This window comes from Pseudomonas sp. 6D_7.1_Bac1 (assembly GCF_025465945.1).
Lineage (GTDB): Bacteria > Pseudomonadota > Gammaproteobacteria > Pseudomonadales > Pseudomonadaceae > Aquipseudomonas.
This window is the reverse complement of the sequence record NZ_JANLNW010000052.1, coordinates 102,741-115,304: the sequence shown is the minus strand read 5'-3', so window position 1 is coordinate 115,304 and position 12,564 is coordinate 102,741. Positions and strand designations below refer to the sequence as shown.

Annotated in this window: 17 protein-coding genes; 12 read left to right on the top strand and 5 right to left on the bottom strand. The window is 59.5% G+C overall.

Annotation, left to right across the window (positions count from 1 at the left end):
- Window positions 1-104: 104 nt before the first annotated feature.
- The gene (locus NTD87_RS13585; protein ID WP_262114454.1) at window positions 105-569 is read left to right on the top strand and encodes a CopD family protein; all 465 of its coding nucleotides are present in this window, start codon (window positions 105-107) and stop codon (window positions 567-569) included.
- Between the two features lie 174 nt (window positions 570-743).
- On the opposite strand, the gene NTD87_RS13580 is transcribed toward NTD87_RS13585, so the two are convergent.
- Window positions 744-1,502 carry a collagen-like protein gene (locus NTD87_RS13580; RefSeq protein ID WP_262114453.1) on the bottom strand — a complete coding sequence of 253 codons (759 nt, stop codon included), beginning with the start codon at window positions 1,500-1,502 and terminating at the stop codon, window positions 744-746.
- Window positions 1,495-1,773 (bottom strand): DUF1145 domain-containing protein, encoded by a 279-nt coding sequence (locus NTD87_RS13575; RefSeq protein WP_262114452.1) that lies wholly within the window; start codon window positions 1,771-1,773, stop codon window positions 1,495-1,497. The genes NTD87_RS13580 and NTD87_RS13575 overlap by 8 nt, the downstream gene beginning before the upstream one ends.
- A 180-nt stretch (window positions 1,774-1,953) precedes the next feature.
- On the opposite strand from NTD87_RS13575, the gene NTD87_RS13570 reads away from it, so the two are divergent.
- From NTD87_RS13570 to NTD87_RS13555, 4 genes are read left to right on the top strand one after another with little or no spacing between them, the layout of a single operon-like run.
- Window positions 1,954-2,451: a DUF6231 family protein gene (locus tag NTD87_RS13570; protein ID WP_262114451.1), complete on the top strand. Its 498-nt coding sequence runs from the start codon at window positions 1,954-1,956 to the stop codon at window positions 2,449-2,451.
- 4 nt (window positions 2,452-2,455) lie between these two features.
- Window positions 2,456-2,929: a YchJ family protein gene (locus NTD87_RS13565; RefSeq protein WP_262114450.1), complete on the top strand. Its 474-nt coding sequence runs from the start codon at window positions 2,456-2,458 to the stop codon at window positions 2,927-2,929.
- A gap of 46 nt (window positions 2,930-2,975) precedes the next feature.
- On the top strand, window positions 2,976-3,461 hold the full coding sequence (locus NTD87_RS13560; RefSeq protein WP_262114448.1) for an LEA type 2 family protein: 486 nt from the start codon (window positions 2,976-2,978) through the stop codon (window positions 3,459-3,461).
- 5 nt (window positions 3,462-3,466) lie between these two features.
- Window positions 3,467-3,676 (top strand): SEC-C metal-binding domain-containing protein, encoded by a 210-nt coding sequence (locus tag NTD87_RS13555; RefSeq protein WP_007906737.1) that lies wholly within the window; start codon window positions 3,467-3,469, stop codon window positions 3,674-3,676.
- Between the two features lie 41 nt (window positions 3,677-3,717).
- Here the strand turns inward: NTD87_RS13555 and NTD87_RS13550 are convergent, their stop codons facing one another.
- Window positions 3,718-4,215, bottom strand: a complete 498-nt coding sequence (locus NTD87_RS13550; RefSeq protein ID WP_262114686.1) for a cysteine hydrolase family protein — start codon at window positions 4,213-4,215, stop codon at window positions 3,718-3,720.
- Between NTD87_RS13550 and NTD87_RS13545 the strand changes: the two genes are divergently transcribed.
- The 7 genes from NTD87_RS13545 to NTD87_RS13515 all read left to right on the top strand — a co-directional run bounded on the left by NTD87_RS13545 (window position 4,114) and on the right by NTD87_RS13515 (window position 11,529).
- The gene (locus tag NTD87_RS13545) at window positions 4,114-4,410 is read left to right on the top strand and encodes a hypothetical protein (protein ID WP_262114694.1); all 297 of its coding nucleotides are present in this window, start codon (window positions 4,114-4,116) and stop codon (window positions 4,408-4,410) included. The two genes, NTD87_RS13550 and NTD87_RS13545, sit on opposite strands and share 102 nt — an antisense overlap.
- Before the next feature lie 229 nt (window positions 4,411-4,639).
- Complete coding sequence (locus NTD87_RS13540) at window positions 4,640-7,090, top strand: penicillin acylase family protein (RefSeq protein ID WP_262114447.1); 2,451 nt, start codon at window positions 4,640-4,642, stop codon at window positions 7,088-7,090.
- 241 nt (window positions 7,091-7,331) lie between these two features.
- A complete protein-coding gene (locus tag NTD87_RS13535) occupies window positions 7,332-8,111 on the top strand; it encodes a transporter substrate-binding domain-containing protein (RefSeq protein WP_262114446.1) in 780 nt (259 codons plus the stop codon).
- 58 nt (window positions 8,112-8,169) lie between these two features.
- Window positions 8,170-8,898: an ABC transporter permease gene (locus tag NTD87_RS13530; protein WP_262114445.1), complete on the top strand. Its 729-nt coding sequence runs from the start codon at window positions 8,170-8,172 to the stop codon at window positions 8,896-8,898.
- Window positions 8,895-9,605, top strand: a complete 711-nt coding sequence (locus NTD87_RS13525) for an ABC transporter permease (protein WP_262114444.1) — start codon at window positions 8,895-8,897, stop codon at window positions 9,603-9,605. Before NTD87_RS13530 ends, NTD87_RS13525 begins: the two co-directional genes overlap by 4 nt.
- Before the next feature lie 27 nt (window positions 9,606-9,632).
- Window positions 9,633-10,751 carry a succinylglutamate desuccinylase/aspartoacylase family protein gene (locus NTD87_RS13520; RefSeq protein ID WP_262114443.1) on the top strand — a complete coding sequence of 373 codons (1,119 nt, stop codon included), beginning with the start codon at window positions 9,633-9,635 and terminating at the stop codon, window positions 10,749-10,751.
- A gap of 13 nt (window positions 10,752-10,764) precedes the next feature.
- Window positions 10,765-11,529 carry an ABC transporter ATP-binding protein gene (locus NTD87_RS13515; RefSeq protein WP_216740977.1) on the top strand — a complete coding sequence of 255 codons (765 nt, stop codon included), beginning with the start codon at window positions 10,765-10,767 and terminating at the stop codon, window positions 11,527-11,529.
- Window positions 11,530-11,615: 86 nt separating this feature from the next.
- On the opposite strand, the gene NTD87_RS13510 is transcribed toward NTD87_RS13515, so the two are convergent.
- Window positions 11,616-11,834: a hypothetical protein gene (locus NTD87_RS13510; protein WP_071551564.1), complete on the bottom strand. Its 219-nt coding sequence runs from the start codon at window positions 11,832-11,834 to the stop codon at window positions 11,616-11,618.
- 107 nt (window positions 11,835-11,941) lie between these two features.
- Entirely contained in the window at window positions 11,942-12,508 is a 567-nt protein-coding gene (dcd, locus tag NTD87_RS13505; protein ID WP_262114441.1) for a dCTP deaminase, read from the bottom strand.
- Window positions 12,509-12,564: the final 56 nt, after the last annotated feature.

The following is a 12,564-nucleotide window of genomic DNA, read 5'->3' as shown; positions in this document are numbered from 1 at the left end:
CACAGCAGCAGACTCGGCGCGGTGTGGAAACTAATTGAGAACGCCCCCTAGATCGACCGCTATCATACCCCGCTAATTAATCCCGCGCAGAACGGAGTACCCCGATGACACCTTTCGCCCTCATTTACACCCTGCATGTACTGGCCGCCCTGATCTGGGTCGGCGGCATGTTTTTCGCCTGGATGGTCCTGCGCCCCGCGGCGATGAAGGCACTTGAAGGGCCTGCGCGACTCAGGCTGTGGGTAGAAGTGTTTCAACGTTTTTTTGTCTGGGTCTGGATCGCCGTGGTGATCTTGCCGATCAGTGGCGTCGGACTGATTCATCTGCGCTTCAGCGGTTTTGAAACCGCGCCGCGTTATGTGCAGATCATGATGGGGCTGTATCTGGTGATGACTGCGCTGTTTATCCGCATTCAGGCGTTGAAGCTGCCGCAGTTGCGTAACGCGGTGCTGGCCGAGGACTGGCCGACGGGTGCGGCGACCCTGGGCACGATTCGGCGCCTGGTAGGCATCAATCTGCTGCTGGGGTTGTTGCTGGTGGCAGTGGCTTCAGCTCGGCCGATGTTCTAGGGATAACTCTGTTCCGGAGGGCTTTTGTGGCGAGGGGGCTTGCCCCCGTTGGGTTGCGAAGCGACCCTGATATCAGTCGCCACGAATATTCAGGTGGAGCGCGTTTGCCGGATTACGACCGCTTCGCGGCCGAGCGGGAGCAAGCTCCCTCGCCACAGGGTTACTCGCCAGTCTTTACAACCGCTGCACCGTCACCGCACCTGCCGCTCCGGCAGGGCCTGGCTGACCTTGTGCACCCGCTCGACCGCTTTTGCCGCCGTCGGTACTGTAAACAAAACAGCCCTTGGCCTTGCCGCCCGCACCCGGCTTGCCACCGGCACCGGCCACGCCACCGGCGCCACCGTCGACCAACACCTTGATCTGCTGCGCCGGGTAATCACGCGGCAATTGCACACGCACCTGCGCACCCGGTGCCCCGGCATGACCATCGCCACCATTATCGCCATCAGACCCACGCCCGGCCTGGCCCCAGGTGCAGCCCGGTTCCTCACCGTTAGCCCCATCGAGCCCCACGTAACCCGGCGCACCAGCTCCACCGCGTGCATCTACCGACAACTCGGGAGCGTTCAGCGAAGCAATCCGCACGTTCAGGTTTCGCCCGGCGCGAGCAGCCTTGAGGTAGGTCCCCGGTGCGCCTCGAGAGGTGATCTGACTGCCGCTGGAAAGCTGTGCACGACTGATCTTCAGTTCCAGGCTTTGCTCGCTGGGGACGATAGCGATCCGCGCCTCACGCCCCAGGCGCAACTCGCCAACGCTCAGTTCGGTCACATTGGAGGGGATCAGCAGCGTGCCATAGTCGGCGACTTCCAGGCGCTCCAGCTGCAAGGTGCTGGCGGTATTGGGCAAACGCAGCAATGAGTTGGTCTCGACGGTGACCACCTGAGCCATCGCCAAAGGGCTGATCAAGACCGCGAGCAGGCAGAGCTTACGCATGGCGGACCTCCGCAGCTGAAGGGGTCGCAATGGATTGCAAATGGAAGATACCGACGACGAGGATCTGCAAGCGATCACGCCACGGATGAGCCCGCTCGTTGAGGTTGCGGTTATAGAGCACCAGTTCCACAAAATGGGTCATCAGCAGCAGGCAACCGAGCAGATTGACCATCAGATGAAACGGACTGATCAACGGGCTGATCAGATTGACCAGCATTACCAGCCAGAACAACAGGGTCAAACACTTCCCCAAGCCCCAAAGCACCTTCATGTACGCCCCCGCAGATCATTGTTCTTTGCGCGCACAGTACCGACTTCTGCAAGGAATAAGCCAGAGGCCGGCGAAAATTCTTCTGAACTTCACGGAGGGATCCGGACCTCTGACGCAAAACGGCTCTAGGCCCTGACGCCGGGGCAGGCTAGTCTTCGCCTATCTGATTGAGGATCTTCGATGACCGCAGGTATTTCTTCGCGCACGCCCCAGCAAGCACTCGCTGCCTTGCTCGATCGTTATGCGCCACAACGTCTGTTGCTGATCGGCGCCAGCGACTTCCCGGCGCTGGAAACCTTCAAGCTCGCGCACCCGGACACCTCTGTCGCGCAAGTCGCACCCGGTCCGCTACCGGCCGAGTTCGCGGCCCAGCGCTTTGACCTGGCGCTGGCACTCGATTGCCTTGAGCATCTGCCCAAGCGCGATGGCCTGAACCTGCTCGGCGGGATTCGCAACCTCAACGCCAGCCGCATTGCCGTGCTTGCGGATCTGAAAGCCTGCGGCTGGCAGGAAACCGACTTCTTTTCCCTGGCACTGCAAGCCAGCGAACGCTTTCAGCGTGATGAACAGGTCCTGACACTGTTCACCTACGATCTGCTTGACTATAAACAAGTCCCTGACTGGCTCAATTCACGGTTCTGGGCCAATCCGGAAAACTTCGGAAAATACTGGTGGTAACACGATGAGTACGTCCATTTGCCCGTGCGGCAGTGGTACCCCGCTGGATGCCTGCTGCGGTCACTATCACGCCGGTCACCCCGTGCCTTGCGCCGAAGCCTTGATGCGTTCGCGCTACAGCGCCTATGTGCTGGGCCTGATCGACTATCTGGTGGCCACCACCCTGCCCGCCCAACAGGCGGGTCTGGATCGCCAGTCGATCAGCGACTGGAGCGCGCAAAGCACCTGGCTTGGCCTTGAGGTGGAAAGTTCCGAGGTATTCGGCGGCCAGCCCGAACATGCGTTCGTCACCTTCACCGCACGCTGGCACGACAGCACCGGCGAACACAGCCACCGCGAACGTTCGTCCTTTGTGCAGAACGCCGGTCGCTGGTACTTCATCGACCCGACTGTGCAGCTCAAGGCCGGCCGCAATGATGCATGCCCCTGTGCCAGCGGGCAGAAATTCAAGAAGTGCTGTTCGGGGTATTTCGGTTAGGAACTGCCGACACCTACGATCTTCCAGCGTGTAAAGGGGTCACACCATGCTCAGCGAGTGGCGCGCACTAAGGACATTCAGCCTGCTCATGGCCCTGGGGCTCAGTGGCTGCGCGTCCTGGTTCGCTGACAACACCCTCGACCCGCAAGTCCATCTGCTCAAAGTCGAAGTGGTGCGCGCCAGACTCCTTGAACAAAGATTCATGCTGTATTTTCGCGTCAACAACCCCAACGACTCCGACCTTACCGTTCGCGGCCTGGTGTACCGGATTCATTTAAGCGAGTTTCTGCTGGCCGAAGGCGAGTCCAGCAAATGGTTCACCGTCGACCCGAAAAGCAGCGGCTATTTCCAGGTGCCGATACGTACCAACCTCTGGCAACACCTGCGCGAGGTGGTGAAATTGTTGAAGAAACCCGACCAACCGATCCCCTATTACCTGGAAGGCACGCTTGAAACCGGGATATTCATCGGCAATGACGTGCACCTGGCCCATTATGGCGAGATAATTCCCGGCGATTTAATTCCGGAGTAACCTCGATGACCCAACAACCCCATGTCCATGGCCCTGACTGCAACCACGATCATGACCATCACGACCACCATGATCACGACCATGGCCATGTTCACGGTCCGAACTGCGGCCACGCTCACCAGGAACCGGTGCGCAACGCGTTGAAAGACGTCGGCCGCAACGACCCTTGCCCATGCGGCAATGGCAAGAAATTCAAGAAGTGCCACGGCGCTTGATGCGTTAGCCCAACGCATCCCCCTGTAGGCGCCCCGTGCGCCTACAGAATTTGTGCGGTGCGGATCACCGTTGCATATTCCCCGTGCAGATTACCCAGCGACATGGCATGCACCTCTTGCGCCGAATGCATCTTGCCGAAGAAGTCGACCTTGTCGAAGGTGTAGCAGGCGTCCTCCACGACCCAGGTTTCAAACCCCAGATTGCCCGCCGTACGCGCCGTGGACTCGACCGAGTTGTGGGTCGCCACGCCGACAATGATCAGTTGTTCGATCCCCGCCTCACGCAAATTTGCCGCAAGCGTCGTCCCACAGAATGCATCGGGGACCTGTTTCTGGATCACGCACTCACCCGATAACGGTTCGAACCGTTCCTGAAACTCGACTCCCGACTGCTGCGGCCAGAACACGGATTCCGGCGAGCGGGACAAGTGCTGCACATGAATCACTGGTCGCGCCATTCGCCTCCATTCGCTCAGCAGCTCAGCTATGCGCTCCTCGGCGCCTGGATTGTTGCGTGGTCCGAGTTTGGGGTGGTGAATGCCTTTTTGCTGATCGATAAGGATAAGCGCTGCGTTAGCCTGAAGTTCCATGGCGAGTTTTCTCTTGCACAGGTCATTGAATTTTCCACACTTGAGCATCAGTTCTTGCTCCAGGCAAGTCATCGTGAACGCCAATCCCCTGAAAACAGTGCAGTCCCCTGTGGCGAGGGAGCTTGCTCCCGCTGGACTGCGTAGCAGTCCCATTTTCAGGGCCGCTTCGCGCCCCAGCGGGAGCAAGCTCCCTCGCCACAGGTTCAGTATTTGGCTTAACTGATCCGCATTAGGGCAAGCCCCCTCGCCACAAGCGTCAATTTCTGTGATTTATCGGACATACCTTGAAATAAGATTGCCCCCCGCTTGCGCGGCCTTCTCCTGCTCTCTAACGTAGCGCCTTTATCGGTACGACCCCCGCAGGAGCTTTGCCATGGCCTCGCCAGCCCTTACATCTTTTCTTCCCCGGTTAGGCGTTGCCGCAGCAGTGGCCAGTGTGCTCAGCCTCACCGGTTGCCAGACCTGGAATGCCCAGGACAGCCTGCCACCGACCTCCGGCGTGCAGCCGCTCAAAGGGTTGGCGCAGAACGTTTCGGTGCGTCGCAATGCCATGGGCATGCCGTTGATCGAAAGCAGCACGTTCCACGATGCGCTGTTCGCCCTCGGCTACGTACACGCCAGTGATCGCATCAGCCAGATGGTCACTCTGCGCCTGCTGGCCCAGGGTCGCCTGTCGGAGATGTCCGGCGCAGAGATGCTGGATGCTGACCGCTACATGCGTGCGGTCAACCTGAAGAAAAGCGCCGACGAACTCTACAAAGCCTCCTCACCACGCCTGAAACGCTTCTTTGAAGTCTATGCACGCGGGGTCAACGCCTACCTGTTCCGCTATCGCGACAAGTTACCGTCAGACCTGGCCGCCACTGGCTACAACCCGGAATACTGGAAACCGGAAGACTCGGCGCTGATTTTCTGCCTGTTGAACTTCAGCCAGTCGGCCAACCTGCCGCAGGAAATATCCTCACTGGTGATGGCACAGACCGTCAGCACTGACAAACTCGCATGGTTGTCACCCGCCTATCCCGATGAAAAACTGCCACTGGCCGAAGCCGAAAAGCTTAAAGGCGTGAAGCTCAACGGTACGATCCCGGGCCTGACCGAACTCACCAAAGCCAGCGACCAGTTGTCTACGTTAAATTTGCTGGGCGCCACGGCCTCAAGCAACTGGGCGATTGCCCCGCAACGCAGCCGCAGCGGCAAAAGCCTGTTGGCCAGCGACAGCCAATTCCCGATTGGCGTGCCGTCGCTATGGAACTACGTGCAGATCCGTTCGCCGAAGTACCAGGCTGCCGGGGTTTCCATCGCGGGTATTCCGATGGTCCTTGCCGGTTTCAACGGCAAGGTGGCGTGGAGCATGACCGCCGTCATGGGCGACAACCAGGACCTGTTCCTTGAAAAGCTCAAGCGTCAAGACAATGGCCTTAGCTACGAAGTCGCTGGCAAATGGCAACCGGTGATAGTTCGCAACGAAACCTATTTCGTCAAAGGTCAGCGGCCGATTCGCGAAGCTGTGTACGAAACCCGCCACGGCCCGCTGCTCAACAGCGCCCAAGGCAATGCACTGGGCAATGGTTTCGGCCTGGCATTGCAGATGCCGAGCTTTACGGACGACAAGAGCCTGGACGCCTTCTTCGACCTGTCCCGTGCGCAGACCGTAGAGAAAGCCTCGGACGCCAGCCGTGAGATCCGCGCTATTGCGCTGAACATGGTGTTCGCCGATGCCAGCCACATCGGCTGGCAAGTCACCGGGCGCTTCCCGAACCGCCGTGAAGGCGAAGGTTTGCTGCCATCGCCGGGGTGGGAAGGCCGTTACGACTGGGACGGCTATGCCGACCCGATGCTCCACCCCTACGACCAAGACCCGGCCCAGGGCTGGCTCGGTACTGCCAACCAACGGGTCATCCCCCACGGTTACGGCATGCAGTTGTCCAATTCCTGGGCGGCACCTGAACGCAGCGAGCGCATCGCCGAACTGGCGGGCGCCGGCAAGCACGACAGCCGCAGCATGATTGCCATGCAGTATGACCAGACCACGCTATTCGCCGCCAAACTGAAAAAGATGTTTGAAGCGCCGGGCATGTCCCAGCCGCTCAAACAGGCGATCAACGCACTGCCCGCCGCTGACGCCAGCAAAGCGCGTGAAGCGTTCAGCCGCTTGATGGCGTTTGACGGCAAGCTCAGCCCGACCTCGACCGACGCGGCGATTTACGAGCTGTTCCTGCAAGAAAGCATGAAGCAGATTTTCCTCGACGAACTCGGCCCCGAGTCCGGCCCGACGTGGAAAGCCTTCGTCGCCAACGGCAAACTGTCCTACTCGGCCCAGGCTGACCATTTGCTCGGCCGCGAAGACAGTCCGTTCTGGGATGACATCCGCACGCCACAAAAAGAAGACAAACCGACCATTCTTGCCCGCAGCCTGGCCGCCGCCATCACTGCCGGCGAGCGTCAGATGGGCGCCGATCACACAGCCTGGCAGTGGGGCAAACTGCACCACTACGAATGGAAAAACACCCGCGGCCAGACCGTGCGCGGTGCCATGTCTGCCGGAGGTGACCACACCACGTTGAACGCTGCCGCCTACACCTGGGGTCAGGATTTCAACGTGACACTGGTGCCGGCGATGCGCTTCATCGTCGACTTTGGCCAGGCCGAACCGCTGATGGGCCAGAACGGCACCGGCCAATCCGGCAACCCGGCCAGCCCGAACTATATCGACAGCATCGATCCGTGGCTCAAAGGCCAATACATGAGCTTGCCGATGCAACCGCAGAACTTCGACAAGGTGTATGGCAAAACGCGGCTGACGCTGGTGCCGGGCAAGTAATGCGATAGGGATCTGTGGCAATGGAGCTTGCTTCCTTGCCATGGATCGCTCTACTTTGGTGCGGCAAATTGCTCACGCCCGTTTTCGGGCACGATTCCTCTCCAGACGTGTCTTGAATCATCTTTTAAAACGCTTGTTCGGGACTCTGGTTCGGAAATTGCTACTTTCATAAGGTCTTACGCTTTCCAGTAACAATAATTCCGCGCCACAAGCGCTCAAATTGGTTCTTAGGGATTGAATAATGAAAAAAGCATTGCTGACCCTTTCTGCACTGGCGTTGTGCATGGCCGCAGGTGTAGCCACGGCCAAGGAATACAAAGAACTGCGTTTTGGTGTTGACCCTTCCTACGCTCCGTTCGAGTCCAAAGCGGCCGACGGCAGCCTGGTGGGCTTCGATATCGATCTGGGCAACGCGATCTGCGCCGAGCTGAAGGTCAAGTGCAAATGGGTCGAAAGCGATTTCGACGGCATGATTCCGGGCCTCAAGGCCAATAAATTCGACGGTGTGATCTCTTCCATGACCGTCACCGAAGCCCGCGAAAAAGTCATCGACTTCTCCAGCGAGCTGTTCTCCGGCCCTACCGCACTGGTCTACAAGAAAGGCTCCGGCGTTTCTGATGTAGCCTCGCTCAAGGGTAAAAAGGTCGGCTACGAGCAAGGCACCATCCAGGAAGCCTACGCCAAGGCCGTGCTGGACAAGGCTGGCGTGACCACTCAGGCCTACGCCAACCAGGACCAGGTCTACGCCGACCTGACTTCCGGTCGTCTGGACGCCTCGATCCAGGACATGCTGCAAGCCGAACTGGGCTTTTTGAAGTCGCCACAAGGCGCTGCTTACGAAGTCAGCAAGCCGGTCAACGATCCTTTGCTGCCAGCCAAAACGGCTGTCGGTATCTCGAAAGGTAACAAAGAGCTCAAAGCCCTTCTCGATAAAGGTATCAAAGCGTTACACGATGATGGCACCTACGCGACCATTCAAAAGAAACACTTTGGTGATCTGAATCTGTACAGCGGCAAATAATGCCCGGCGCCCATCCTCGTGATGGGCGCTTTTTTCACGTTATCAGGTCGCCGATTTTATGTTCGAAGAGTTATTACAAAACCTGGGGCTTTCTGCCTTCAGCTTGAAGGGCTTTGGCCCGCTGCTGATGCAAGGCACCTGGATGACCATCAAATTATCGGTATTGTCGCTACTGGTGGCCGTGTTGCTCGGCCTGCTCGGCGCCACTGCCAAACTTTCCAGCATCAAACTGCTGCGGGTTCCTGCCCAGGTCTACACCACACTGATTCGCGGCGTGCCGGACCTGGTGTTAATGCTGCTGATTTTCTACAGCCTGCAAACCTGGCTGACCTCCCTGACCGACTTGATGGAATGGGAGTACATCGAAATCAACCCGTTCAGCGCCGGGGTCATCACCTTGGGCTTCATTTATGGCGCGTACTTCACTGAAACCTTCCGCGGCGCGATCCTCGCCGTCCCACGGGGTCAGGTCGAAGCCGCCACTGCCTATGGCCTCAAACGCGGCCAGCGCTTTCGCTTCGTGGTGTTCCCGCAAATGATGCGTTTCGCCCTGCCGGGCATCGGTAACAACTGGATGGTGATGCTCAAGGCCACCGCGCTGGTATCGATCATCGGCCTCGCCGATCTGGTAAAGGCCGCTCAAGACGCCGGTAAAAGCTCCTATCAACTGTTCTATTTCCTGGTGTTGGCAGCGCTGATCTACCTGCTGATCACCAGCGCTTCGAACTATGTCCTGCGCAGGCTTGAACGCCGTTATGCCGCCGGTGCCCGGGAGGCCATACGATGATCGAACTTCTACAGGACTACTGGAAACCGTTCCTTTACACCGACGGCTACCACATCACCGGCCTGGCCATGACCATGTGGCTGCTCAGCGCCTCGATCTTCATCGGTTTTCTGGTGTCGATTCCGCTGTCCATTGCCCGGGTTTCATCCAAGCTCTACGTGCGTTTGCCGGTGCAGTTCTACACCTACCTGTTCCGTGGCACGCCGCTGTATATCCAGTTGCTGATCTGCTACACCGGGATCTACAGCCTGGCCGCGGTCCGCGCGCAGCCGGTGCTCGATGCGTTCTTTCGCGATGCGATGAACTGCACCATCCTCGCCTTTGCCCTGAACACCTGCGCCTACACCACGGAGATTTTCGCCGGGGCGATTCGCAACATGGCCCACGGCGAAGTCGAAGCGGCCAAGGCCTACGGGCTGACAGGCTGGAAGCTTTATGCCTACGTGATCATGCCGTCGGCGCTGCGCCGCTCGTTGCCGTACTACAGCAACGAAGTGATCCTGATGCTGCACTCGACCACCGTGGCCTTCACCGCCACCGTCCCGGATATTTTGAAAGTCGCTCGCGACGCCAACTCGGCGACCTTTTTGACCTTTCAATCATTCGGCATTGCCGCGCTGATCTACCTGACCGTCACCTTTGCGCTGGTCGGCCTGTTCCGACTGGCGGAACGCCGATGGCTGGCGTTCCTTGGGCCGACTCACTAGCTCTCCTGCTTCAGGACACAAAAGCAAATGCGCCACCAGATCCATGACCTGCTTGCCCCGCTGCCGGGCACTGCACGGCAAATCCACAGCTTCCACTTCGGCCCGCCCCAGGCCAAAGGCAAGATCTACATACAGTCCTCGCTGCACGCCGACGAAATGCCCGGCATGCTGGTGGCCTGGCACCTCAAGCTGCGCCTGGCGGAGCTCGAAGCCGCCGGCCGCCTGCGCAGCGAGATCGTACTGGTACCCGTGGCCAACCCGATTGGCCTGGAACAAGTGCTGATGGACGTGCCACTGGGCCGCTACGAGCTGGAAAGCGGACAGAACTTCAACCGCTGGTTCGTGGACCTCGGTGAAGAGATCGGCAACGAGATCGAAGGACAACTGAACGACGATCCGCAACACAACCTTGAGCTGATCCGCAGCAGCCTGCGCAACGCGCTGGCCCGGCAGACCGCCCGCACTCAACTGCAATCCCAGCGCCTGACCCTGCAAACACTAGCCTGCGACGCCGATATGGTGCTGGACCTGCATTGTGATTTCGAAGCCGTCGCGCACCTTTACACCACGCCCGAGGCCTGGCCGCAGGTCGAGCCACTGGCACGCTATATCGGTGCAGAAGCCAGCCTGCTGGCCACCGACTCCGGCGGTCATTCGTTCGACGAGTGCTTCACCCTGGTCTGGTGGCAAATGCAGGAACGCTTCGGTGAGCAGTTCGACATTCCGCCGGGCAGCTTCTCGGTAACAGTCGAGTTGCGTGGTCAAGGTGACGTCAATCATCCGCTGGCCAGCCTCGACTGCCAGGCGTTGATCGACTATCTGATTCATTTCGGCGCCATCGAAGGTGAGGCCGCGCCCTTGCCCGAGCTGCCCTACCCTGCCACTCCGCTGGCCGGGGTAGAACCGGTCGCGACCCCGGTCGGCGGTTTGCTGGTGTACAGCGTGCTGCCCGGCGAGTATCTGGAAGCAGGACAACTGATCGCCGAAATCATCGACCCGATCGGCGACCGCGTGACCCCGGTTCATTGCACCAACGCCGGCCTGCTCTACGCCCGCTCGACCCGCCGGATGGCCACCGCTGGCATGGTGATCGCCCATGTTGCAGGCCTCGAGGCCTATCGCACCGGCTACCTACTTTCGCCTTGAGGATGCATGCCCCATGTACAAACTGACCATCGAAGGCCTGCATAAATGCTACGGCACCCATGAAGTGCTCAAAGGTGTTTCGCTCAAGGCCAAGACCGGCGACGTGATCAGCCTGATCGGCGCCAGCGGCTCGGGCAAAAGCACCTTTTTGCGCTGCATCAACTTTCTCGAACAACCCAACGACGGCGCCATGAGCCTGGACGGTCAAGCGGTCCGCATGATCAAGGACCACCACGGCATGCGGGTGGCCGATGAAGCCGAACTGCAACGGATCCGTACCCGACTGGCGATGGTGTTCCAGCACTTCAACCTGTGGAGCCACATGACCGTGCTGGAAAACATCACCATGGCCCCGCGCCGGGTGTTGGGCGTCAGCAAAAAGGACGCGGAAGACCGCGCCCGACGTTATCTGGATAAGGTCGGCCTGGCAGCCCGTGTGGCGGATCAATACCCGGCGTTCCTGTCGGGCGGCCAGCAACAGCGTGTCGCCATCGCCCGCGCACTGGCGATGGAACCGGAAGTCATGCTGTTCGACGAACCGACCTCGGCGCTGGACCCGGAACTGGTGGGCGAAGTGCTCAAGGTGATTCAGGGCCTGGCCGAAGAAGGCCGGACCATGATCATGGTGACCCACGAAATGAGCTTTGCCCGCAAAGTGTCGAATCAGGTGCTGTTCCTGCATCAGGGACTGGTGGAGGAGGAAGGCGCGCCTGAAGACGTGCTGGGCAATCCGAAGAGCGAACGGCTGAAGCAGTTCCTTAGCGGCAACCTCAAGTAACCCACCACGCTGTGGGAGCGTGGCTTGCCCGCGATGGGGGCAACGCGGTTTATTTGTAAACCGCGTGATCGCTCATCGTGGGAAAATCAGGCGACCGGCGCGGGAGGCGGCTTATCCGGCAAGGTGGGTTCGCCAGGCTCGCCAGGTTCGGTCGGTTGTTCGTTCGGGGTATCAGGGTCGGGCTGACCAGGGATTCCGCCGGCCAGCGTGACAGGCGGATGCGCCAGCAATGACCAGGCCAGCAGGCCCACTTGATTGGGCTCAAGCCTTGCCAGTTCGGCACTTATTCGCGGATCGATCTTCATGAAGCACTCCTGAGCGATGGCCCGACCCGCCTTGCGCGAATCGGAGCAGTACACTCCATAGAGTGTACGCCCGCTCAGGAATTCCAACGGTTTGTCAGACGGCTGACTCAGGCACGCGGCAGGGTCACACCGAGCTGGCCCTGGTACTTGCCACCACGGTCCTTGTACGACACTTCACACTCCTCGTCAGACTCGAAGAACAGCATCTGTGCCACACCTTCGTTGGCGTAGATCTTCGCCGGCAACGTGGTGGTGTTCGAGAATTCCAGGGTCACGTGGCCTTCCCACTCCGGTTCCAGCGGCGTGACGTTAACGATGATGCCGCAGCGAGCGTAGGTGCTCTTGCCCAGGCAAATCGTCAGCACGTTGCGCGGAATACGGAAGAATTCGACGGTACGAGCCAGCGCGAACGAGTTCGGTGGAATGATGCACACATCGCTTTTGACATCGACGAAGCTCTTCTCATCGAAGTTCTTCGGATCGACCGTCGCCGAATTGATGTTGGTGAACACCTTGAATTCATCGGCGCAGCGCACGTCGTAGCCGTAGCTCGACACACCGAAGGAAATCAGCCGGTCGGCGCCTTCGCCACGCATCTGGCGCTCTACGAAGGGCTCGATCATGCCGTGCTCTTGCGCCATGCGGCGAATCCACTTGTCCGATTTGATGCTCATGGCGGGTGTCCTGAATAGCGAGGTGGAAAAATTCTGTCCGGCATCTTACCGGGGCG